The following is a 21,590-nucleotide window of genomic DNA, read 5'->3' on the forward strand; positions in this document are numbered from 1 at the left end:
TCCCTCAATGCTCCGTACACTCGTCCCCCTCTCCGGGCGACGCGCTCAGCGATCCCGGACACGGCCAGCCGCCGGACGTCTCCTCGCGCGTCCCGTCGACGTCGCCGACGCCCGGCGGCCCGGCGGGGACCGCGACGACGACGACCGTCCGCGTCTCGAACGCGACCGGCTCCGTCGCGCCGAGCGCGACCGACTCGCCGTTCACATCGACGCTGACCTCGTCGGCTTCCCGGACGTACTCGAACGGGCGGTCGGGCGTCCCGACGTTCGCACGAAGCGCGAAGCGCGGGTACTCTCCGCGCACCTGAACGTTCCACGCGTTGACCGTCGCCACCCAGTACCCGGGGACCGGCGCGACGGGGAGTCCCGCGCTGACGCTCCGAACGGGCTTCGGCACCCGCTCGTCCGGCACCGACGCGACCGCCTTCCGGGCGCGGGACTCGATCTTCGACTCGACTCTGTCTCGACGAATCGTCCGGGACGCCGTCGTCGTCGCGTCGACGAAGCGAGCCGGGACGCGGACCGCGTCCCGTCCCGCCGCCTTCCGCGTCTCCACCCGGAGGTGCGCCGCGAGGCCGAGCCGTTCGGCCCTCGACAGCGACCCGACCCGGGCCGCCTCGCTCGCGACGCGGTTCGGGTACTCGCCGTCGCCGACCGCGACGGCCCTGTCGCCGAGCGAATCGTACTCGGACGCGACGCTCTCCACGACCGCGTTCCGCTGCTCGCGCGAGAGGTCGGTCCGTTTCGCGAGCCGGCCTTGTAACGCGTCGTCGACGCGTCCCAGCGAGGCGTCAACCCGTCCGGCGAGCGCGTTTCGGTCGGCCCGTAGGTCGTCGTCGTCGGCCGCCGCGAGGGCCTCGTCGGCCGCGAGGAGCGATCGCCCGGCGACGCCAAGACGGACCGTGTCGTCGGTGCCGAGAATCCGGTCGGCGATCCCGCCGGAGACGTCGCTGTACGGGAGCGTGGCGTAGTTCACGTTTCGAGCCGCGAGCGGCCTCGTGGTCGTGCCGTCGACGCCTTCCACGCGCTCGCCGTCGACCGCGGTCCGCGGGAGATACCCCGGCGACCCCTCCGGAGCGAACGTGACGGCGCCGGCGGGCCCCTCGTCGCCGACCGCGTAGGTCCCCGGGTCGCGTGCGGCCTCGCGGCTGGCGATCACCTCGCCCACGGGCGGTCCACCGAACGCGTCGTTCACGCGGTCGAGAACTCCGTTAGACGCCGCCTTCCTGTCGTCCGACGCCGATTCGAGCTCCCCGATCACGGCGTCGAGATACGCGACGCGGGCGGCGACGCGCCCCCGGTCGACCGCGCCGTCGTACCGCCTCGGGGCGTCGCGTAGCGCGTCGCGCCGATCGCGCACGGCCGCGGCGAGATCGCCGTACGGCGTCGACTCGCCGACCGCGGCGTCGGCCATCGACGCCTCGGTCTCCAGGTCGCGGACGCGCTCCGACAGCGTCGAGATGTCCGCCGCGATCCGGTCTAGGTCGGCGCCCGATCGGTCGCCGTACACGACCGTCGACCGCCTCTCGTCGCCCCGTTCGACGGCGTCGCGAGCCAGCCGATCGACGTCGCCCGCCGTCTCGACGTTCAGCTCTGCCCTCGCGGCCGCCGGCGTGTCGGCGAGGTCGGGCCCGGCAACGTCCCGGTCGGCGGCGCCGAACGTCGCCGTCGGCCCGTCGGGGGCGTCGTCGCGCGGCGCGTACGTCCCGGTCACCGACACGCGGACGCGGTACCGGTCCGTCGCCTCGTCGCTCGTCACGGCGCGGTCGACGCTCACGTCCTGTACCGTTCCGTTCGGTCCCCGTTCGACGACCCGTCGCTCCCACGTCGCTGTCGCTGCGCGCTCGACGACGACCTCACGAGTCGCGCCGCCGAACGACACCGACTCGCCGGCCGACACCGTCTCGCCGTCGGTTCCCGTTCGGAGGTCGCTCCCGTCGGTGACGCGGACGCGCTCCGTCCGCGACGTGTCGACCCGCCGCCAGGGCTCTCCGAGCTGCGACCGGGGACGACCCGGGCTCACGGGACCGCCTTCGACGACCCGCGTCGCCTCCGTCTCTAGGGTCGCCTCGACTCGGTGGCTCGCCCGCACGATCGATTCGAGATCGTCGTGGACGCGGGTCGCGGCGCGGTCGGCCGCGTGCCCGACCTCGACCGACGCCGTCTCGCTCGTCGGATCCGTGGCCGAGTCGAACGCCGCGTCCTCGCTCGTCGCCGCGTTCCCGTCCGAGGCCGTCCGCTCTCTCTCGGTCTCCGCCGTCGGCGTCGGCGCTCCGAGGACGGCGTCCGTCCAGGAGGCTTCGTCGACGCCGGTCGGCGACAGCAGGTCGGTCACACCGGTCCGGGCGGTCGCTCGCGCGACGCCGCCGCGGGCGTCGGGATCGCTCGTTCCGAACACATCCCGCTGGACGCGGACGATCCCGGCGTTCGTCGACAGCTCCACGTGGCGGTTCGCGACCACGTTCTCGACCGGTGCGCCGGCGTACTGGCCGTACCCCCGGGCCCACGCCATCGCGTAGAGGCTGGCCGTGACCTGTCGCCCGAGTCCGGGCCCCTCGACCGGACCGCGGTTGAGTCGGCGCTCGAACCGCTCGGTCCGCTCGTGAGCGGCCAACGTCGGCACCGCGACGGTGACCGTTCGGGACCGCGTCCGGTTCACGACGGTTCGCCCGTTCCGGGTTGCGGTCGTCGCGACGCCCTCGAACGTCACTCGCGTCGCGGTCCCGTTGGCGACCCGCTCGACGCGGACCCGCTCGCGCGCGGCGACGAGGTCGCTCGGCGACTCGACGGCCGGTAGCGACGCGGTCGCCGTCACGGTGCCGATGTCGCTCTCGACGGCACCCAGCGCCTCCGATCCGGCGACCGCGAGTCGGATCCGGAACGCGTCCTCGAAGGCCGATCCCTCCCGGACGGCCTCGGCCGCCGCTCCCGGTCCACTCGGTGGCCGCGTCACCGGCTCCGCCGCCGCCTCGTGGGCGGCCTCCCGGGCCGCGCTCCTGAGCGCGGCGGTGGCGTCGGCGTCGACTCGCTCGACGGCGCGTTCGACGCGGCGGTCCTCGCCGACGAGCCCCTGCTCGGCGAGTCCGGCGGCGTACGCCGAACTCGTCACGAGCAGTAGCACGCCGACCAGCGCGAACGGGACTCGCGCCCGCTCGTCGACCGCGAACGTCCGGCTCCGTCGGCCGGAACCCGCCCGACCGGAGTCGCTGCCCTTCACGCTCACCACCTCCGAACGACGATCCGGACCGTAGCACCCGCTCCGCGTCGGTCCGATTCCCCACCGCCGTCGACTCCTGCCGGAAGCGGCTGTCTGACGACCGCGACCCCGACGGTGGCGTCTCGCGGCGGTTCCGGTCCGACGGCGACCACCCGTCGGGTCTCGTCCGCGGTCGATCCGGACGAGTCGGCCGCCGGTTCGGTCGTTCGAAACGCGCCAGGCGCCCGGTATCGCTCCGGTACCCCACCCACTCTCTCCGCCGTCCGCGTCGGCCCGTCGAGGGCAACGTCGACGCGCGTCCGCGGACCGATCCCGGTGTGAACCGCGTCGATCGCGCGGCGGTCGAACGCCGTTTTCGTGCCCCCGTCACCGACTCGTTCGGCGACCAGCGCGAGCAACTCCGCGCGCGTCGCGTGGATTCGTCGGGTGTCGTTCGGCGCGCCCTCGTCGGGATACGCCACGGTCTCGGTCTCGGTGACGAGCCGGTCTGCGGCGTCGGTCGCGGTCGGACCGTCGGGGCCGCCGGCGTCGCTCGCGCCGAGCGCGACGACGCTCGCGGAGACGCAAAGCAGCAGCACGGTCACGTCGAGGACGGTGCTGGTCACCGCCACACCACCGCCCGGAGCGTTCCGCGGACGTTACGGCCCGGCGCCACGCGGACCGTCACCCGTCGCTCGGCGACCGCGACCGCTTCCGGGGTCCGGACTCCCGGCGGTCCCGGCGCGTCCGGCCCCGACGCGGCCAACCACCGCTCGCCGTCCGCCTCCAGTTCGATCGCGATCGCGGTCCCCGGCGCTTCGACCCGCCGCATCCGGTCCGGGTCGAGGACGCCGCCGACGGTGACCCTCCCCTCGACCCGGTCCAGCGCCGACTTCGCGGCCGACCGACGGTCGTCCGGCGCCGCGTCCGCGAAGGCGCCGGCGTATAGCCCCAACGCGAGTCCGACGACCACCACCGCGACGAGCGCGGCGATCGGCTCGACGGCGGCACGGTCGGCGGTCGGGAACGCCGCGCTCGGCCCGTTCCGAGTCGCCGACGCGCCGGATTCCGTGGAGTCACGCGACACGCGAGATCACCCGACCAGCGTGACCCGGACGTCACCGTAGTGTACGCGTCGGACCGTTATCCGCCTCGGTGCGGTCGTCCACCTCGCGTCCGCCGCTCGCGCACGCTCGGCGGCCGCCGCGAACGACGCCGGATCGTCGAACGCTGCGTCCGGAGGGGCGCCGTCGAGGACGCGCCGAAGCCGGGCGTCCGTCGCCGCGCCCGGCGTCACCCCCGCTGCCGGTCGGACGACCGGGGTGATCCGCGGGGCATCGAGCGTCGCCCGCGCCGTCCCTCCCTCGTCTCTAAGCGAGACGGATCCCTCCGCGAGCCGGAGTCTGTCCGCCGCGATACCGTGTTCCGCCGTCGCCGGGTACGACCCGTCCGCGACCGAATCGACGGTGCGCGCGACGCAGTCCGCGTCCGGCGGCGGCGACGCCGGGAACGCGGCGGCCACGCCGACGGCCGCGACGCTCACGACGGCCAGACCGAGCCACGCGTACGTGGCGTCGAGGTGCGTCTCGAACATGGCGCGGCTGGCCGCGCTTTCATACATAAACGATCGGCCCCGTGCGTCGCGGTCGATCGAGGGCCGACTGCCCCACCGATCGGGCTCAGAACAGGAGTCCGGCGCCGGCGAACGCGACGAGGAACGTGGCCGTCGCCGTCGGCAGCGCGATCCCGACCCGATAGGCCACCAACGTCCGGTCGAACCCGCGCTCCAGTCCGGTCGCCAGCCCGGTGAGGAGGGCGGCGAGCAACAGCACGTACGTCCCCACGATCCGTCCGAGCACCGGCACCGACAGGGCAGCCGTTCCGCCGGTCCTCGCGCCGTCGCTCGCCGCCCCGCTCCCGCCAGCGGCCACTCCGCTCTCCGCGCCCAGTCCGCCTCCGCCGAGCGCGTCGGCGCCCGCTGCCGCTCCGGCTCCCAGGCTCCCGACATCGGCGGCGTCGATCCCGGTCGCGAGCGCGACGGTCGCTCCACCCACGAGCGGCGCGAACACCGCCGCGGTGTTCGAGAGCGTCCCCGTCACGGTCGCGAGCTGGCGGCGCGCGTCGCGTTCGAGTTCCCGTAGCGACTCCAGCTGGTCGGCGAGCTCCAACAGGACGTCGCCGGCGGGACGCCCCTCCCGCGCGGCGACGGAGAGCAGCGCGATCGCCCCGCGAACCCGGGACGACGGCACGTCCGCGGCCGGCCTGCCCTGTCCGAGAAACGCCTCGCGGACGCCGACGCGCAGCGTGTCGCTCCGCCGGCCGGCGCGCTCGAACACCTCGCCGGTCGCGCCGTCGAGCCGCTCGCCGGCGTTCGCGACCGCGGTCTCGACCGCGACCCCCTCCGCCACGTCTCCGCCGATCACGGTCATCGCGTCCGGCAGCCCCCGCTCGACGCCTCGGACCTCGGACAGCACCGCGCGGCGGGGTCGCGCGAGGACGAACAGCGCGCTCCCGATTCCGACGCCGACCCCCGCGACCGGCCACGCCCACGGCGCGACGACTCGCGCGGCGACGGCGGCCGCACCGAGGGCGCAGCCGACGACCAACGCGTGGCCGCGCCGGTCCGGCACGTCGGGATGGTCTCCGCCGATCTGCGGCGGCGGAAACGCCACCGGGCGACGGGAGAGCAGCCACGCCGAGGCGGCCACCAGCCCGCCCGGAAGCGCGATCAGGTACAGGCCGGCGACGAGTCCGGAACCCACCGCGACGCCGGCGGCGGTGCCCGCGGGAAGGAGCGCGATGAGTGCCAGCGGGAGCAGCACGCCGAACGCGTACAGCGCCGAGACCGGCCCGCGGACGGAGCCGACGAACGACGCGAGCCGATCGGTCGTCCCCGAAAGCGTCGCGTCGAGGGCGCGGTCGAGGCACCGCCCGCGGCGCTCCGGCGGCGCGGTCGCCGCGGTCCGGACCAGCGCGGCGGCGCGGTCTATCGCCGGGAACCACGGAGTCCACTCGCGAGCGAACGCTCGAAGGCCGCTCGTCGGCCCGTCCGCACAGCCCCGTTCGTGGCGGGAGAGAGCCGCGGCCAACGGTCCCTCTCCCGTCCGGCCGGCGAACCGCACCGCACGCTCCGTCGAGGGATCGAGCCGCATCCGCAACACGAGCCGCCCGACGAGCCCCGGCGCCGCGCCCAGCGCCCGCGTCCGCCGGAGCGACGCGAGCCACACCGGCGCCCGGTGGACCGCGTGTACGCCGCCGACGGCGGCGGCCAGTCCGGCCGGCGCGGCGACGACCGTGCCGGCAGCGAGCGCCGCGGCCGCGGCGACAACCGCCCCGACGACGACGCCGGCCCGGTACCCGATCGCCACGACGCGCTCCGCGGAAACGCCCCAGCCGAGAAACGCGACGGCCCGCCGCAGTTCTTTCGAGGCGGTCGCGTCGTCTTCTCCGTCGACACGAGCCGACCGCTCGGTCGGTTTCGACCGGTCCTCGTTCATGCGCCGCCTCCGTGCTTCACTCCTCCCTCGCGTGGTCGATCGGCCGGGGCTCCCACGTCTCCGCTCGGATCGCCGGATACATCTCCCCTGACGTACCGCGCCGGCGAAACGCGTCCCGCCCGAACCGCATCGCGGATCCGGTCGCTCCGCCGATCGATGACCTCCCGAACCGCCGCGTACGATTCGTTCGTCCCCCCGAGCGCCTCGACGAGTCGACTCTCACCGCGGTCGATCCGACCCGTGCCGACGAGTCCCCGTTCGGTCCGCTCGAACAGCGGATCGAAGCTCACGCCGCCGTCGCGGTCGCCGACCTCGACGATCGACTCCACGCGGTGGTCGTCGAGCACGGCGATCAGATCGGTCGCGGCGAACGACGAGCGGGGGACGCCGAGGTCGGTGACGACGCGTTCCTCCACCCCGGCCGAGTCTTCGCCGTGAATCGTCCCCAGCACCGTCTCGCCGGCGGCACCGACACGCATCGCCTCGTACAGCGCCTGCGCCTCCTCGCCGCGCACCTCGCCGACGCTTATCGCGCCGCCGCCCATCCGGAGCGCCGTCCGAACGGCGTCTGCCGGGGCGAGTTCGGCCCCGTCACCGACGCAGAGTCGCTGCGCGTCTCGCCCGGCGTCCGCGAGGGCGTCTACCGGGAGTTCCGGCGTGTCCTCGATTGCGATCGCCCTCGTTTCCGCGGGCAATTCCCACAGCAGTGAGCCGAGCGCGGTCGTCTTCCCGGCTGCCCGGCCGCCCGCGATAAGCCCCGCTACCCCGCGTTCGACGGCCACCGACAACAGCCCGGCCGCCGCGGGCGTGAGGGTGTCGACGGACACCAGTCGCGCGAGCGTCCACGCCTCCGGATCCCCGCGTCGGAACGTGAACGAGAGCCCGTCGCTGGCTGGGGCCGTGACCGCGGCGACCCTGACCCGACCGGTTTCGGACTCGATCGTCGCGTCGAGCGTCGGCGTGGCCCGCGAGAACGCCCGACCGCTCGACCGGCGGAGCCGTGACGCGAGCGTGGCGGCCCCTTCCGGGGGGAGCCGCACGTTCGTCCGGCACCGCTCCCCGTCGAGCACGACGCGGAGCGGGTTCTCCGCGACCGGCGCCGTCACCGTCGCGTCGCTCACCCTCTCGTCGGCGAAGACGTGTTCGAACACGCCGTAGCCGTGCGTGTGTCGGCGCAGGATCTCCGTCAGATCGGCGACCGGGTCGCCGTCTTCCGCCGCCGCCCGCACCGCTCGTCCGGGGGCCCTGTCGCCGCCGCGGGGGTCGTCGAGCAGCCGGTCTCGCGCCGCGGCCAGCGTCGCTACGGCGTCGGCGTCCAGATCGACCGTCGGCGGCGTGAGGTGGTACGTCCTGAGGGAGTCGTCGCCGTCGTAGAGCCGGACCGTCGCCCCGGTCGGCACCGTCCAGCGATCGACCAGCGTCGCACCCGGCGGCGGCGAGGCCGCGACCCGTGCGGTCGCGGCCGTCGGACCGACGTGCGCCCGCAGGCGATCGCTCAGAACGCCGTCGCTCTCGGGCCAGTTCTCGCCGCCGCCGAGATCCTCCGCGGCCGACAGCAGCCCCGTTTCGGCCGCGATGCGCTTCGCAGGGCCCGCCCGCCCGGCGGCCTCTACCGCGGCGCCGAGCGGGTCGCGGAGGACTCGTTCGACGAGCCGCTCCTCACGGAACCCGACCCGCTCGCGGAACCGTCCGGCGGCGGTCAGGAGGTCGGCCGCGCGGTCGGCGTACGACCGCTCGCGGCCGCGGTGTCGTGTCCTGATCACGTCGGCGTCGCGGTCGCCGAGCGCCTCCACGACGGTCGCGAGACAGTCGGCGCTCGCGGCGAGGTCGCCGCGTCCGGGACACGCGCCGGCGTCGACGTCGAGTATAACCCTGTCCTCGACGCCAGTTCCCACGGGCTCGCGAAACGCCGGCTCGCACCGACACTCGTCGCGGTCCTCGTCGACCCACGGGAGCGCTCGGAGCGGCGTCTCGCCGGCCCCGTCGGTGAGTTGATCGGTGATACCGAGGTTCATGACGGGCGTGCCCGCGGTTTGATATATAAGTCGTCGGCCGTCCCGCCGTTCCGTTCCGCCGCGTCTCGAAACGATCCGCGTCGTCCCGGTCTGCCCTGTCGTAATCTATTCTGTCCCGCGCCGTCGCGTCCCTCCGCCCCGGTCTACCCCGCTCGGCTGATCCGGACCGTCGGCCCCTCGTCGTCGACGTACCGGAGCCGAATGCGGTTCGTCCCGCCCGGGCGAAGTTCGATCGGTCCGCCGCCGGGATCGACAGTCACCTCCATCGGTCCCGTTCCGACGCGGACCGTGCGCTTCGGCCGGTCCTCGACGCGGTACGCGAGCACGACGCCGCCCGGCCTGTCCGGCGGCTCGACGAGCGCGACGCGGTCGACCTCCGCCGCGGCGAACCCAGTCGGGACCCGGAAACGCACCGTCGCCTGCGCCGCTAGGGCGGGGTCGTCTACGGGCGACGATCCGGCGACTACGCTGCCGATCGCCCGCTCCAGACGGTCCGCCTCGGCGCCGATCCGGTCCGCCGTCGTCGCGGTCCGGGCCGTCTCGACCGCGGGCATCGACGCCGTCAGCAGCGCGACTGCCACGAGGACGGTGAGGGCCACGCGGATCACGGCTCGCTCACAGCGACTCCCGGAGGCGGTCGAGCGCGGTCGTCGCCCACGCCCCGCCGTCGCCGTCCCCGGCAGCCTCGTCGGTTCCGCTGCCGCCGGTACGCGGTCCGGACCGCGAGCGATCGTCCGGCAGGGCGGCGTCGAGGGCGCCCTCCGACGGAACGGTGTCGTCGGCCCGCTGCCCGTCGCTCGCGCTGCTCTCGCGGCCGACACTGCCGCCGCTCCGCTCGTTCTCCCGCCCGGCCTCGGTCGCTCTCGCGAGCGCGAGGTCGGCCCGGCGCTCGACCTCGCGGTTGACGGCCCGGATCGCTCCGGCGTAGCCGCGGACCGCCTGCGTCGCCGCCTCCAACTCCGCGACGCGCTCCTCGAGGTCGTCGAGCCGCGACTCGAGTCGCTCGTGCTCGGCCGTCGCCTCCGCGTCCGCGGCGGCGTCGACCGGCCGCGCCTCGCTCCCGGTCACCGCGCGCTCGACGGCGCGGAGCCGAGACTCGATCCGGTCGTCCGGTCCGTCCGCTCCCGTCGGCGTCGCGTCCGTTTCCGCGTCCGTCGGCTCCGCGCCCCGCGCGTGATCGGTCATGCGGCCTGTTGCCCACGGTCTCACTCTTAAACGTCGGGGAAAGGATATTATCGGGGGAACCGGTACGTCTGGGCATGAAAGCAGTCCTCCTCGGCGTCGGACAGGCGGGCGGTAAGCTCACGACCGCCCTCGCGGAGTTCGACGCCGACGCCGGCTACGGCGCGGTCCTCGACGCGATCGCTGTCAACACCGCCGCGGCCGACCTCGACCCCCTCCCGCTCGAAACGGTCCTCGTCGGGCAGTCGCGCGTCAACGGTCACGGCGTCGGCGGCGACAACGAACTCGGCGCCGAAGTGATGGACGAAGACGCGGTCGAGGTGTTGGACGCGCTCGCCCCGAAGGTCACCGCGGAGGCTGAGGCGGTCTTCGTCGTGGCCGGCCTCGGCGGCGGGACGGGCTCCGGCGGCGCGCCGGTCCTCGTCCGCGAGCTGAACCGGGTGTACGACGTACCGGTGTACGCCATCGGCGTCCTCCCCGGTCGCGACGAGGGGACGATGTATCAGGTGAACGCCGGCCGGTCGCTCAAGACGCTGGTCCGCGAGTCAGACGCGACGATCCTGCTCGACAACGACGCGTGGCGCTCGGCGGGCGAGTCCGTCGAGGGCGGCTACGAGGCGATCAACGCCTCGATGGCGAAGCGGATCGGGCTCGTCCTCGCCGCCGGCGAGGCGGTCGAGGGCGTCGCCGAGTCCGTCGTCGACACGAGCGAGGTGATCAACACGCTCCGGGCGGGCGGGATGGCCGCGGTCGGGTTCGCGTCGGCGCCCGCCGCCGAGGACCCGCAAGAGAACGTCAACACCGTGACGAGCGCGGTCCGGAGTTCGGTGATGACCGGGCTGTCGCTGCCGAGCGCCACCGACGCCGACGCCGCCCTCGTCGCGGTCGCCGGCGACCCGGACCGGATCTCCCGGAAGGGCGCGGAGAAGGCGCGGAAGTGGCTTCAGGAGGAGACGGGGTCGATGCAGGTCCGCGGCGGCGACTTCCCGCTCGACTCCGACCGGATCGCCGCCTTGGTCCTCCTCGCGGGGGTCGAGCGCTCGCAGCGCGTCGAGGCGTTCTTGGAGCGCGCTCGGCAGGCGGTCCGCGACGAGCGCGAGGAGAAGCCCGACCCGGCGGCCGCGTTCGAGAACGACGAGATCAACGACCTGCTGTGAGGCCCCCGCCCTCCCGCGCGGCGCGGCTCGGGGCTTCGGGGCGGGATAGCTTCCGCACCTTTTTGTTCTCGCCCGGTGGAGTCTCGGCCGATGACTAACCCGTGGGACGACTGGGACCACGTGCTGAAGGTCGACCCCGACAAGGACCTCCGGGCGGGCGAGACCTTCGAGGACGTCTGCCGGACCGGGACGGACGCGATCGAGATCGGTGGGACCCTCGACGTCACCGCGGAGAAGATGACCCGCGTGGTCGACGCCGCCGCGGAGTACGACGTGCCGCTGTACCAGGAGCCGTCGAATCCGGGAGTCGTGATCGACTCGCCGGCGCTCGACGGCTACCTGATCCCGACCGTCTTCAACGCCGGCGGCCCCTTCTGGATAACCGGCGCCCACAAGGAGTGGGTCCGGATCGACGACCTCGACTGGACCCGGACCCACACCGAGGCGTACATCGTGTTGAACCCGGAGGCGTCGGTCGCCCAGCTGACGGAGGCCGACTGCGACCTCAGCGCCGACGACGTGGCGGCCTACGCGAAGGTCGCGGAGCGCATGTTCGGCCAGGAGATCGTCTACGTCGAGTACTCGGGCACGTTCGGCGACACGGAGAAGGTCGCGGCCGCTCACGACGCCTTAGACGACGCCACGCTCTTTTACGGCGGCGGCATCCACGACTACGAGTCGGCCAACGAGATGGCCGCTCACAGCGACGTGATCGTCGTCGGCGACCTGCTCCACGACGAGGGCGTCGACGCCGTCCGCGAGACGGTGAAGGGCGCGAAGGACGCAGGGGACTGAGGGGGACGGGTCGGTCCGTCGCCAGTTAGTCGGCCGCGTACCCGTCCAGCATGTTCTCGACGTACTTCGCGATCACGTCCACCTCCAGGTGTACCGGGTCGCCGACCGACTTCTCCGAGAGCGTCGTCAGGTCGTAGGTCGTCGGGATGACCGCCACGTCGAACTCGCCCGCGCGCTTCTCGGCGACCGTCAGCGAGATGCCGTCGAGCGTCACGGACCCCTTGTCGACGAGGTAGTCGCCGTGTCCCTCCGGAGTCGCGAACGTGAACCGCCAGTCTTCGCCGACGCGCTCGATTCCCGTCACCTCGGCGACGGTGTCGACGTGTCCCTGGACCACGTGGCCGTCGAACCGCCCGTCGGCGGGCATCGCGCGCTCGACGTTGACGACGTCTCCCGCCTCGATCCCGCCGAGGTACGTCTTCGCGACCGTCTCGCTCGCGAGGAACACCGAGAACCAGTCGCCGCCGTCGGTCGTGCCGCCGTCGTCGCTCCCGTGCTCCTCGACGGTCAGACAGACGCCGCTCACGCTTATCGACTGGCCGTGGTGGAGGTCGTCGAATCCGTCGACGCCGATCCGAAGCCGGAGGCCGTCGTCGGTCTCGGTCCGCTCGCGGACCGTACCGGTGCCCTCGACGATGCCGGTGAACATACCGGAACTGGGGGCGGGCGACGGATATCGGTTCTGGGTCCGGCCGGGATCTGGGAGTTCGACCGCCCGTCGTCGCGGCCGGGCCCCTTTTGCCCCCCGGGGATCAACGGAGGGTCGATGCGACTCGGAGTGCTGGACATGATCGGGCTGGCGGCGTCGCTCGTCTTCGCGCTCCCGCTCGCGAACTACGCCGTCGTCCGCCTGTTCGCCGGCGAGGTCGCGCTCGGCGCCGGCCTGCTCGTCGTCGCCGCCGCGATGGTCGTCCTCCCGCAGTACTTCCTCGACCCCGCCACCATACTCCGACGGCTGCTCTCGGGACTGTTACCGCGACAGCTTCGTGGAGACGACGACGCCGCCGGCTCCGAGGGCGATTCGGTCGAAAAGTGACTCGGCCCGGCTCTCACTCCCGCCGCCGGGCAACGATCGCGACGACGAGCACAGCGAGCCCGCCGGCGACGACCCCGAACCCGGGCGCTTCGAGGCCGAGGACGCCGTCGCGTTCCTCGACGCCGATCTCCTCGTCGACGACGAGCACCTCGCGCGCGCCCGACTCGTTGACCGCCTCGTTCCCGCCGACGGTCAGCGTCGCGCGGTCTCCGTGGGTCGTCCGACGCAGATCGAAGGCCGCGCTAGCCGTCCCGTTCTCGACCGTCGCCGCTTCGGTCATGAGGAAGCTCGGGCTCGCGTCGCCGTCAGAGCGGATCCGGAGGGTCACGGTCTCGCCGTCCTCGGCGGTCACCGGAACGCTCAGCTCGGTCTCCGCCGGGGCGACGACGAGATCGGCCGCCTCGACGTCCGCCTCGGTGACCGTGACGGCCTCGGCCGACTCGCCGTCGGTCGCGCCGTCCCCGCTGCTTCCGTCGCCCCCGCTTTCGTCGCCCGTTCGGTCTTCGACGACGAGCGTGGCGACGTCCGCGGGGTCGCCGCCGACGAACAGTTCCGCGTCGTAGCTTCCGGGAGCGATCGCCTCGCTCAGGGTCGTCTCGTAGTCGATCTCCACCGCGCCGCCGTCGGCGGCGGTCAGCGGGGCGCCGCTCCCGCCGGTTTCGGCGTGGGTGAAGACGAGCGTCGTGACGCCGTCGCCGTCCGGCGTCACCGTGGCGCGGAGTTCGTATCCGACCTCCTCCTCGTTGCCGACGACGACCTCGAACGCGTCGACGCCGTCGGTCTCGACGGTGAACTCGGCGCTCCCGTCCTCGCTTACGGTGACGACGCCCGCGCCGAGTTCGGCGGTTCCGTCGGCGGCCGCGACGCCGCTCCCGGCGACGACGACCCCGACGAGCGCCGTCGCGGCCACGAGAACCGCCACCGCCGTTGAACATCTACGCCTCGCGATACGCCAGACCGATTCGGACCCGGCGGTGGCGCCGGATCCGACGGAGGGCTCGGATCGCATGCGTATCGGGCTTCGGCGGGAGTCTCAAAAGGCGCGCCGATAGCGCAAAGACCGGTCGTAGCTACCCGCCGCTCACTCCCGCTCGCGCGGCGCGATGCCGAACGGATGCTCCGCCAGTATCTCGTATCCGTCTTCAGTGACGAGGACTAGGTCTTCCAGCCTGACGCCGCCGATATCCGGATCGTAGACGCCGGGCTCGACGGTGACGACGTGTCCCGGACGCAGTTCGCCCGCGCCCGACAGCGACGGCCTCTCGTGGAGGCTCACGCCCACGCCGTGGCCGGTGCCGTGGGTGAAGCCGGCCTCGCCCTCTCCGGCGTTCGGGTCGAAGCCGTAGGCGGCGAGCTCCGCCGCCGCCTCGCCGTGAACGGTCTTCGCCGGGACGCCCGGCTCGACCTCGTCGAGCGCGGCCTCGCGCGCGGCCTCGACCGCGACGTACGCCCGCCGCGCCCAGCCGCCGTCGCCGTCGACGACGAACGTCCGGGTCGCGTCGCCGTAGTACCCGTCGGGACCGCGGGGCGAGACATCGAGCAGTACGGTCTCGCCCGGCCGGACCGAGTCGTCGCCGACGTAGTGGAGGTCGGCCGCCGAGGGACCGGCGCCGATCACGGTGTTGCCCGCGTCGCGGACGCCGCGCGCGGCGAGGGCCGCGTTCACCTCGCGGCGGAGTCGCTCCGTCGTCAGCGGCTCCCCGTCCCACCGGAGCGGGGGTCGGCGGTCGTCGTCGGCCCGCCCGGCTGCCGTCTCCTCGCTCCCCTCGTCGACGGCCTCGCAGTCGGCGAGGACGGCCTCGGCGCGGGCGATCCCGGCCACCGTCGCGCGCTGGACGCGCCGGATGCGGTCCCGCTCCGCCGGCGTCTTTCGCGCCCTGGCGGTCGCGACCGCCTCCGTCGACGCCGGCTCGAACCCCGCCCGTTCGAGGTACACCGCGGCGTCGTGCGGAATCGACGCGGGCGTCAGGACTCCTTCCCCGTCGCCGCTCGCTCCCCCCGCGAGATCCGCGGCGGCCGCGGCCGCGCGCTCGCCGGCGTGGTCGCCGACGCGCTCCGTCCGGACCTCGCGGGCGACCCCGTCGTGGAAGCCGACCTCGTCGTCGGTCGGCCCACCGTTCCCCGATTCGTGGGACGCCCGCGCGCTCGCGACGAACTCGCGTTCGGCCTGCTCGCCGAACAGGGCGGGCGCACAGAGGACGGCGCGGCCGACGGTGTCGCCGGTCGCTTCGCCCGTCGGGACGACGACCAGCGCGGAGGGCCTGTCCGGGCCGGCGAAGCGGGAGAGGTAGCGCAGGTCGTCGTCGAAGCGGTCGCCGACGGCGACGAACGCGGCCGCGTCGGCGTCGCGGACCGCCTCGACGATCGGTCGGAGGTCGGTCCGGAGCGGGCGGGGATTTTTTGCGTGGTCGGTGGCGGTCGCGTCGTCCTCGCTCACGGCTCGGGCTCTGGCACCGCCAGCTCCGCCTGGACCTCCTCGACGAGTTCCTGGGCCGGCTCCTCCCGGAGCTCGTTGAACAACAGGACGCTGATCGGCAGCGTCGGCGCACCGCTGATGAGGCTCTCCATGATCACGAGCCGCTCGCGGGCGCGGGACATCCCGACGTAGAAGACGCGGCGCTCGTTGTCGGTGAGGACGGGTACGGGACTCGTCGACTTCGTGAACTCCTCGACGCCGTCGACGTCGGTCGGGTCGTCGATGGAGGCCGCCATCTGCTCGACGACCTTCTCCGTGAGGTCGGTAGCGACGAACACGTGGTCGGCCTCGCGGCCCTTCGCCGAGTGGATCGTGCCGACGCGGACGCGGGTCGGGTCAGTGCCCTGATACTCGCCCTCGAAGTACGCGCCCATCGACTTGCGCTGGAAGCTCGTTACCTTCCGGACCATGTCGTCGGCGCTGGCGGTGTCGGGCATGAACGGGATGTACTCGTCGAGCGTGTCGGCCGCGATGTCGATGTCGGCGACATCGTCGGAGTCGGCCGCCTCCTCGCGGTCGTCGAGGAAGTCGTAGAACTCCTCGCGGTCGTGGGTCCCGAACGCCGACTCCTGGAGCATGTCCGCCAGCCGCCGCGCCTCCAGCCCGGTGACCGGGTCGCCGGCCTCGGCCTTCTCGATCGCGCTGACGTAGTCCTGGACGCGGTCGGTCCACATCCGCCCGTCGGTGAGCATCGTGAACGGGATGCCGTGGTCGATGAACTCGTCGATGAAGTCGAACATCTGGTACCGGGCGCGGAACAAGCACATCACGTCGCCCTCGTCGTCCTCGACGGTGTACCGGACGTTCCGGACGAGCTCGATCATCGACGGCGACTCGATCGCCTCGACGGAACCGCCCTCCGTGCGCGGGTGGAGGTCCTTCTCCTGCCGCTTGTCGATGTGGCGGATCTCGGCGTTGACGACGTTGAGGATCTCCGAGGGGAGCCGGTAGGAGTTCGGGAGGACCACGTCCTCGTCGACGTCGGTGTCGAGGAGGAGGTCGGGGTCGGCCCCCTGCCACGCGTAGACGACCTGGTCGTCGTCGCCGGCGATGAGCACCTTCTCCATGTGCGGGCGCCACTCTTCGAAGACGTTGTACTGGAGCGTCGTGATGTCCTGGAACTCGTCGATGATCAGGTAGTCGACGCTGGGGACGAGCGAGCGCTGCGCGACCCGTTCGAGCATGTCCGCGAAGCCGACGAGGTCGTTTTCCCCCTTGTACGTCCGCCACGCCCGGATCGTCTCGGGGATGTCGATCCGGTCGTCGTCGGAGGGCCACGTCGGCGTGTACTTGTTCCCCTGCTGGGCGTTGGGGTCCTCCTCGGGCGGGAGCCGGACCTCCTCGACGTTCCACTGGAAGGGCACGTCGTACCAGTCGGCCACGTCGCGCTCGGTGCGCTGGAGCCACTGCGAGGTGGCGATAATCTTGTTGCCGATGGTCGTCGACCGCGCGGTCCGGCGACCGGCGCCGCCGTGCTGGTCCTCGAACTCGATGCCGTACTCCTCGCAGAACGCCTCCTTGTCGTCCTCGCCCACCACGTCGCCTCGCGAGAGGTCGAGCAGCTCGTACGCCTTCGCGTGCATCGTACTCACGTTCCCTTGGAGGCTGCGCGGGGAGATGTCGAGCCGCTCGGCGAGCCGTTCGCGGATCTCGGCGGCGGCCGCGCGCGTGTACGAGACGACGAGCACGTCGCGCACGTCGGCGCCCTCCTCGTCGAGGATCTCCTCGACGCGGTCGAGGAGCGCGGTCGTCTTCCCGCTCCCGGGCCCCCCGAACAGCCGCGTCACCGTGGTATCAGTCATTATTACCTCCAGATTCCGGTTCTCCTTAAACGCCGTGGCTCGGTTGCCCTCGATGCGCGCGCCGGACCGCGGCGGCAGAGCGTCGCGTCATCGTCCGGTCGGTCCGTCAGCCGCTCCGCGTCGCGCGCGCTTCCCGCACGTCGGCGCCGTCGCGGACCAGGTCCTCGCAGGCCGGACAGACGCGGGGCCGATCGACCTCGTTCGGGGTGAACACCCGAACGTAATCTGTCGTGACGAAGGAACCGCAGTTCTGACAGGTCGGCATGATAGTCACTATCGAGTAATTCCACATAATACTACCGGGGGGTATGACGGAAAGAAAATTCGCGGAACGCGGCGCGCGTCAGTTCGGCCGCCAGTCGCAGACCGAACACGTCGCGGTTCCTTCCTCGTGGAGCGCACCGCACTCGGGACACTGGAGCTTGTTATAGGATCGCTCCCAGCCTACGATCTCCGTCTCGTGGCCGCGGTCGGAGAGGAACTCGTCGAACACGTCGTCGTCCGAGCTGGGTGCACTACTAGACATGCGTGTCATCGTATGCCACACCAATATATATGTCTTTCTGCCGTTCTCGTCGCTGCGAATTACGCGGACAATCGATCAACAAGAGATGTAAAAAGAGTCGAAACCAAACATCAGGGCAGACCGAACGCCGCGGGCGGAAGCGTAGCGTCGCTCACCACGGCTCGTTTTTGACTCCGAGCGCGTACGCGCCGACGTTCGTGACGACGTGGAGGACCGGAGTCATCACGAGGACGACGGCGAGGACGCCCGGCGTGAACGCAGCGAGCGCCCAGTCGGTGTCGACGAGGAAGACGAGTCCCAGCGCGCCGACGACGAAGTCCAGCTGGTCCAGACCGGGGAACGCGGCGCCGCGCTCGCGGCCCGAGCGACGCTTGAGAAACGAGGCGCCGATGTCGCCGCACATCGCGCCGAAGGCGAGCGCGAACGCCGCCGGGAGCGCGAACGTCGGCAGGTCGCTCCCGAGCGCCGCGCTCGCTGGGGCGGCGAGCGCGTTGAGCGCGAGCGCGAGCAGGACGCCGACGAGAGTGCCGACCGCGGTGCCGCGCCATGTCTTCCCGTCGCCGAGCAGCCGCGCCCCGCGCCACTCGCGGCCGCCGTCGATGGGGCGTCCGCCGCCGGCCAACACCGCGGCGTTGTTCGGGACGTACGCTGGGAGCATCGCCCAGAACGCGGTCGCGACGAGCGTACCGATCATGTCCCCACGGGCGGCGCGCGGCGTGTTATAAACCCCGGATCCGTCGCCGCCGGTCGCCGCACCGCACACGCGATTGCGGTCGTCGCCGCCGACTCGACAAAGGTAAAGTTCGCGCCGGCCGGAACGGTCAATATGATCCCCCCAGTCGCTAGCCGGTTCGTCGCCGGCGAGAGCGTCCTGGCGGCCCTCGACCACGTCCGCGCCGCGAACGAGGACGGCGTCGCGGTCATTCTGAACCTGCTCGGCGAACACTACGACGACCCCGCGGACGCCCGCGCGGACACCGACGCCTACCTCGGGCTGCTCGACGACATCGCCGACAGCGGCCTCGACGCCTGCGTCTCGGTGAAGCCCTCGCAGATCGGGATGGACGTCTCGACCGACCTGTTCGAGGAGCACTACCGAGAGATCGTCGCTCGTGCCCACGAGGTCGACGCGTTCGTCTGGTGCGACATGGAGGACGCAGACACCACCGACGCCACCCTCGACGCCTTCGAGTCGATCGCCGCCGACTACCCGTGGAGCGTCGGGCAGTGCGTCCAGTCGAACCTCAGGCGCACCGCGGACGACCTCGACCGCCTGATCGACGTTCCGGGGAAGCTCCGGCTCGTGAAGGGGGCCTACGACGAGCCGTCCTCGATCGCGTACACCGACAAGGCCCGCGTCGACGAGGCGTACCGCGACGACCTGACGACGCTGTTCGAGCGGCGCGACCGGGGGATCGCGGTCGGCAGCCACGACCCCGAGATGATCTCGCTCGCCGACCGGCTCGCCCGCGACCGCGGCGCCGACTACGAGGTCCAGATGCTCATGGGGGTCCGCGAGGACGCCCAGCGCGACCTCGCCGCGCAGGGGGTCGACATCCACCGGTACGCGCCCTACGGCGACAAGTGGCTCTCGTACTTCTACCGCCGCGTCCGCGAGCGCAAGGAGAACCTGACGTTCGCGGCGCGGGCGGTGCTGGGGCAGTAGTCGACGCGACGCCTCGCGACCTCGCCCGCGCCGCCGGCGCGTGGAAGCCCTCTTAAGGATTGCCGACACATACCGATCCGATAGATGTCCACGTGGAAACGCGACTTCGCCAGCGGGCTCATCGTGCTGGCGCCGCTCCTCGTCCTCCTGTTAGTCCTCCGCTGGATCTACCAGTACATCGCCTCGATCCCGCTCATCGAGGGGCTCCAGCCCGAGGTCATCCCGGCGCCGCTAGAGCCCGTCTCCCGCGTCGTCATCGCGTTCGCGGTGTTCGCGACCGTGGTGCTCGCGGTGGGGTACTTCATGCGGACGACGCTGGGTCGGCTGGCGGAGTCGGCGGTGGACGACGCGATCAACCGGATCCCGGCGCTCCGAGTCGTGTACAACGCCTCGAAGCTCGCGATCGAGACGGCGATCTCCGGCACCGACGAGCTACAGAGCCCGGTGTACATCGAGACGTGGCCCGGGATCCGGATGACCGCGTTCCGGACGGGGAAGAAGACCCGAGACGGAAAGATCGTCCTGTTCATGCCGACCGCCCCGAACATCACCACCGGCTTCGTTATCGAGGTCGAACCGGACCGGGTTGAGGAGACCGGCGAGACGGTCGAGGAGGGGATGACGCGGGTCCTCTCCGCCGGATTCGCCGAGTCCGCTCATCAGGTCCCCGTCCACGAGGAGGCGCCCACGGAGGGCGACGGCGACGGGACCCCGGGCGGCTTCGGACGCGTCCGGACGGACGGGACCCCGAGCGACGGCGAGGGGTCGGCGACCGACGGGAGCGGTTCGAGCGAGTAGCGGCTCGAGCGGCCGGCAGTTCGAGTGACTAGCGGCTCTTCGCGCGCGGCGATTTAAAAAGATCGAGAGAAAGCAGGCGAGGCGAGCTACAGGTAGGTGAACCACTCGTCGTGGTCGTCGGTCCGCCGCTCGACCAGGTCGAAGAACGCGTCCTGAAGCTCCTCGGTCACCGGGCCGCGGCTTCCCGAGCCGATCTCTGTGTCGTCGACCGAGCGGATCGGGGTGACCTCGGCCGCGGAGCCGGTGAAGAACAGCTCGTCGGCGGTGTACAGCTGTCCGCGGGAGATGACCGCCTCGTCGTGGACCTCGTAGCCGCGCTCTTCGGCGAGGGCGATCACGGTGTCGCGGGTGATCCCCTCGAGGATCGACTGCGCGGGGCCGGTGGTGTATATTTCGCCGTCGTTGACCATGAAGATGTTCTCGCCCGGCCCCTCCGCGACGTTCCCCTCCTTATTCAGGACGATGGCCTCGACGTAGCCGTTCCGGCGCGCCTCCTCGCCCGCCAGCATGGAGTTGACGTAGAGCCCGGTCGTCTTCACGTTCGTCGGCACCTGCGAGGAGGCGTGCTTCCGCCACGAGGAGACCATCACGTCGACCCCCTCCTCGAGGGCCTCCTCGCCGAGGTACGCCCCCCACGGCCACGCGGCGAGGACGAGGTCGGTCGGGCAGCCCTTCGGCGAGACGCCGAGCGAATCGTACCCGTAGTAGGCGATCGGTCGGACGTACGCGGAGTCGAGGTCCTGCCGATCGAGGAGTTCGAGGGTCGCCTCGGTGATCTCCTCCCGCGAGTGCTCGATGTCCATGTCGTACATTTTCGCCGAGTCGAACAGCCGGTCGAGGTGTTCCTCCCACCGGAAGATTGCCGGCCCCTGCTCGGTGTCGTAACAGCGGACGCCCTCGAACACGCCGCTTCCGTAGTGGAGCGCGTGGGTCAGAACGTGGGTCGTCGCGTCCTCCCAGTCGAGGAACTCCCCGTTCTTCCAGATCGTGTCGACGTCCATCTCGTCGAATCCCATACTCGGTAGTTGCGGCCGGCGGGCTTAAAACTGTGACAACCGGTCGGGGTTGTCGGGACGGACCGAGTTTCGATTCCTCTGACGGGACAACGACAACCACTTACAAAGCCCCAGCCGCTCGGCGAAACAGAGACGATCCCGACACGAACACCGCCAGAGCCCCAGCCGTGAGGGCGACGTACGCTCGCTGCGCGCTTCACTCGGTCGCTCACTGCGTTCACTCCTTCGTTCCAGTGCTTGCGTCGCCTACGTCGCCCTCACGGCTGCCCCTTTGATACGGTCGTGCGTTAATTTCTACCGCCCTCAAGGGCAGAGATAGTTCCAGATGATCGGTTCCGTGATCGTCGGCAGTCCTCGTTGAATCTGCCGTTTCAGCGTCGAAAGATCTGGTATGAGGCGGTGCTTGAACCATTCATTGAGACGATCCC

Annotated in this window: 21 protein-coding genes; 5 read left to right on the top strand and 16 right to left on the bottom strand. The window is 71.9% G+C overall.

Going from position 1 to position 21,590, the window contains the following annotated elements:
- Positions 1-4: 4 nt before the first annotated feature.
- From B9G38_RS02205 to B9G38_RS02240, 8 genes are all read right to left on the bottom strand, one after another.
- Positions 5-3,226 (bottom strand): hypothetical protein, encoded by a 3,222-nt coding sequence (locus B9G38_RS02205; RefSeq protein WP_086219336.1) that lies wholly within the window; start codon positions 3,224-3,226, stop codon positions 5-7.
- Positions 3,220-3,828 (bottom strand): hypothetical protein, encoded by a 609-nt coding sequence (locus tag B9G38_RS02210; RefSeq protein ID WP_086219337.1) that lies wholly within the window; start codon positions 3,826-3,828, stop codon positions 3,220-3,222. Before B9G38_RS02210 ends, B9G38_RS02205 begins: the two co-directional genes overlap by 7 nt.
- The gene (locus B9G38_RS02215; RefSeq protein ID WP_049931732.1) at positions 3,819-4,283 is read right to left on the bottom strand and encodes a hypothetical protein; all 465 of its coding nucleotides are present in this window, start codon (positions 4,281-4,283) and stop codon (positions 3,819-3,821) included. Before B9G38_RS02215 ends, B9G38_RS02210 begins: the two co-directional genes overlap by 10 nt.
- Before the next feature lie 6 nt (positions 4,284-4,289).
- Positions 4,290-4,790 carry a hypothetical protein gene (locus tag B9G38_RS02220; protein ID WP_086219338.1) on the bottom strand — a complete coding sequence of 167 codons (501 nt, stop codon included), beginning with the start codon at positions 4,788-4,790 and terminating at the stop codon, positions 4,290-4,292.
- Between the two features lie 85 nt (positions 4,791-4,875).
- Complete coding sequence (locus B9G38_RS02225; RefSeq protein WP_086219339.1) at positions 4,876-6,693, bottom strand: type II secretion system protein; 1,818 nt, start codon at positions 6,691-6,693, stop codon at positions 4,876-4,878.
- Positions 6,690-8,708, bottom strand: coding sequence for an ATPase, T2SS/T4P/T4SS family (locus B9G38_RS02230; RefSeq protein WP_086219340.1), 2,019 nt, complete (start codon positions 8,706-8,708; stop codon positions 6,690-6,692). The genes B9G38_RS02225 and B9G38_RS02230 overlap by 4 nt, the downstream gene beginning before the upstream one ends.
- A gap of 143 nt (positions 8,709-8,851) precedes the next feature.
- On the bottom strand, positions 8,852-9,316 hold the full coding sequence (locus tag B9G38_RS02235; protein ID WP_086219341.1) for a hypothetical protein: 465 nt from the start codon (positions 9,314-9,316) through the stop codon (positions 8,852-8,854).
- 7 nt (positions 9,317-9,323) lie between these two features.
- Positions 9,324-9,893 carry a hypothetical protein gene (locus tag B9G38_RS02240; protein ID WP_086219342.1) on the bottom strand — a complete coding sequence of 190 codons (570 nt, stop codon included), beginning with the start codon at positions 9,891-9,893 and terminating at the stop codon, positions 9,324-9,326.
- 74 nt (positions 9,894-9,967) lie between these two features.
- On the opposite strand from B9G38_RS02240, the gene B9G38_RS02245 reads away from it, so the two are divergent.
- Both B9G38_RS02245 and B9G38_RS02250 read left to right on the top strand, forming a co-directional pair.
- The gene (locus tag B9G38_RS02245; protein WP_086219343.1) at positions 9,968-11,047 is read left to right on the top strand and encodes a tubulin/FtsZ family protein; all 1,080 of its coding nucleotides are present in this window, start codon (positions 9,968-9,970) and stop codon (positions 11,045-11,047) included.
- 90 nt (positions 11,048-11,137) lie between these two features.
- Positions 11,138-11,842, top strand: a complete 705-nt coding sequence (locus B9G38_RS02250) for a phosphoglycerol geranylgeranyltransferase (protein ID WP_049931741.1) — start codon at positions 11,138-11,140, stop codon at positions 11,840-11,842.
- Positions 11,843-11,867: 25 nt separating this feature from the next.
- Here B9G38_RS02250 and B9G38_RS02255 read toward each other — a convergent pair whose 3' ends face one another.
- Positions 11,868-12,491: a riboflavin synthase gene (locus B9G38_RS02255; RefSeq protein WP_086219344.1), complete on the bottom strand. Its 624-nt coding sequence runs from the start codon at positions 12,489-12,491 to the stop codon at positions 11,868-11,870.
- A 117-nt stretch (positions 12,492-12,608) separates the two neighbouring features.
- Between B9G38_RS02255 and B9G38_RS02260 the strand changes: the two genes are divergently transcribed.
- Complete coding sequence (locus tag B9G38_RS02260; protein ID WP_049931745.1) at positions 12,609-12,878, top strand: hypothetical protein; 270 nt, start codon at positions 12,609-12,611, stop codon at positions 12,876-12,878.
- Between the two features lie 13 nt (positions 12,879-12,891).
- Here the strand turns inward: B9G38_RS02260 and B9G38_RS02265 are convergent, their stop codons facing one another.
- The 6 genes from B9G38_RS02265 to B9G38_RS02285 all read right to left on the bottom strand — a co-directional run bounded on the left by B9G38_RS02265 (position 12,892) and on the right by B9G38_RS02285 (position 18,376).
- The gene (locus tag B9G38_RS02265) at positions 12,892-13,800 is read right to left on the bottom strand and encodes a BGTF surface domain-containing protein (protein ID WP_233127147.1); all 909 of its coding nucleotides are present in this window, start codon (positions 13,798-13,800) and stop codon (positions 12,892-12,894) included.
- Between the two features lie 159 nt (positions 13,801-13,959).
- On the bottom strand, positions 13,960-15,315 hold the full coding sequence (locus tag B9G38_RS02270; protein ID WP_086219346.1) for a Xaa-Pro peptidase family protein: 1,356 nt from the start codon (positions 15,313-15,315) through the stop codon (positions 13,960-13,962).
- Complete coding sequence (locus B9G38_RS02275; protein ID WP_049931748.1) at positions 15,312-17,156, bottom strand: UvrD-helicase domain-containing protein; 1,845 nt, start codon at positions 17,154-17,156, stop codon at positions 15,312-15,314. Before B9G38_RS02275 ends, B9G38_RS02270 begins: the two co-directional genes overlap by 4 nt.
- Before the next feature lie 106 nt (positions 17,157-17,262).
- Complete coding sequence (locus B9G38_RS18145; protein WP_006111597.1) at positions 17,263-17,421, bottom strand: hypothetical protein; 159 nt, start codon at positions 17,419-17,421, stop codon at positions 17,263-17,265.
- A gap of 78 nt (positions 17,422-17,499) precedes the next feature.
- Positions 17,500-17,682: an HVO_0416 family zinc finger protein gene (locus B9G38_RS02280; RefSeq protein ID WP_049931749.1), complete on the bottom strand. Its 183-nt coding sequence runs from the start codon at positions 17,680-17,682 to the stop codon at positions 17,500-17,502.
- 151 nt (positions 17,683-17,833) lie between these two features.
- On the bottom strand, positions 17,834-18,376 hold the full coding sequence (locus tag B9G38_RS02285; protein ID WP_049931752.1) for a CDP-2,3-bis-(O-geranylgeranyl)-sn-glycerol synthase: 543 nt from the start codon (positions 18,374-18,376) through the stop codon (positions 17,834-17,836).
- Between the two features lie 132 nt (positions 18,377-18,508).
- On the opposite strand from B9G38_RS02285, the gene B9G38_RS02290 reads away from it, so the two are divergent.
- Positions 18,509-19,348, top strand: coding sequence for a proline dehydrogenase family protein (locus B9G38_RS02290; RefSeq protein WP_086219347.1), 840 nt, complete (start codon positions 18,509-18,511; stop codon positions 19,346-19,348).
- An 84-nt stretch (positions 19,349-19,432) separates the two neighbouring features.
- Positions 19,433-20,146 (top strand): DUF502 domain-containing protein, encoded by a 714-nt coding sequence (locus B9G38_RS02295; protein WP_049931755.1) that lies wholly within the window; start codon positions 19,433-19,435, stop codon positions 20,144-20,146.
- 86 nt (positions 20,147-20,232) lie between these two features.
- Here B9G38_RS02295 and B9G38_RS02300 read toward each other — a convergent pair whose 3' ends face one another.
- Positions 20,233-21,162, bottom strand: coding sequence for a branched-chain amino acid transaminase (locus B9G38_RS02300; protein ID WP_049931757.1), 930 nt, complete (start codon positions 21,160-21,162; stop codon positions 20,233-20,235).
- Positions 21,163-21,590: the final 428 nt, after the last annotated feature.

The sequence above is a fragment of the Halorubrum sp. SD612 genome (assembly GCF_002135005.1).

Coding starts and splice junctions, on each gene's coding strand:
- B9G38_RS02220 (WP_086219338.1), bottom strand. CDS start 4,790: ATGTTCGAGACGCACCTCGACGCCACGTACGCGTGGCTCGGTCTGGCC.
- B9G38_RS02225 (WP_086219339.1), bottom strand. CDS start 6,693: ATGAACGAGGACCGGTCGAAACCGACCGAGCGGTCGGCTCGTGTCGAC.
- B9G38_RS02230 (WP_086219340.1), bottom strand. CDS start 8,708: ATGAACCTCGGTATCACCGATCAACTCACCGACGGGGCCGGCGAGACG.
- B9G38_RS02240 (WP_086219342.1), bottom strand. CDS start 9,893: ATGACCGATCACGCGCGGGGCGCGGAGCCGACGGACGCGGAAACGGAC.
- B9G38_RS02245 (WP_086219343.1), top strand. CDS start 9,968: ATGAAAGCAGTCCTCCTCGGCGTCGGACAGGCGGGCGGTAAGCTCACG.
- B9G38_RS02250 (WP_049931741.1), top strand. CDS start 11,138: ATGACTAACCCGTGGGACGACTGGGACCACGTGCTGAAGGTCGACCCC.
- B9G38_RS02255 (WP_086219344.1), bottom strand. CDS start 12,491: ATGTTCACCGGCATCGTCGAGGGCACCGGTACGGTCCGCGAGCGGACC.
- B9G38_RS02260 (WP_049931745.1), top strand. CDS start 12,609: ATGCGACTCGGAGTGCTGGACATGATCGGGCTGGCGGCGTCGCTCGTC.
- B9G38_RS02275 (WP_049931748.1), bottom strand. CDS start 17,156: ATGACTGATACCACGGTGACGCGGCTGTTCGGGGGGCCCGGGAGCGGG.
- B9G38_RS18145 (WP_006111597.1), bottom strand. CDS start 17,421: ATGCCGACCTGTCAGAACTGCGGTTCCTTCGTCACGACAGATTACGTT.
- B9G38_RS02280 (WP_049931749.1), bottom strand. CDS start 17,682: ATGTCTAGTAGTGCACCCAGCTCGGACGACGACGTGTTCGACGAGTTC.
- B9G38_RS02285 (WP_049931752.1), bottom strand. CDS start 18,376: ATGATCGGTACGCTCGTCGCGACCGCGTTCTGGGCGATGCTCCCAGCG.
- B9G38_RS02290 (WP_086219347.1), top strand. CDS start 18,509: ATGATCCCCCCAGTCGCTAGCCGGTTCGTCGCCGGCGAGAGCGTCCTG.
- B9G38_RS02295 (WP_049931755.1), top strand. CDS start 19,433: ATGTCCACGTGGAAACGCGACTTCGCCAGCGGGCTCATCGTGCTGGCG.
- B9G38_RS02300 (WP_049931757.1), bottom strand. CDS start 21,162: ATGGGATTCGACGAGATGGACGTCGACACGATCTGGAAGAACGGGGAG.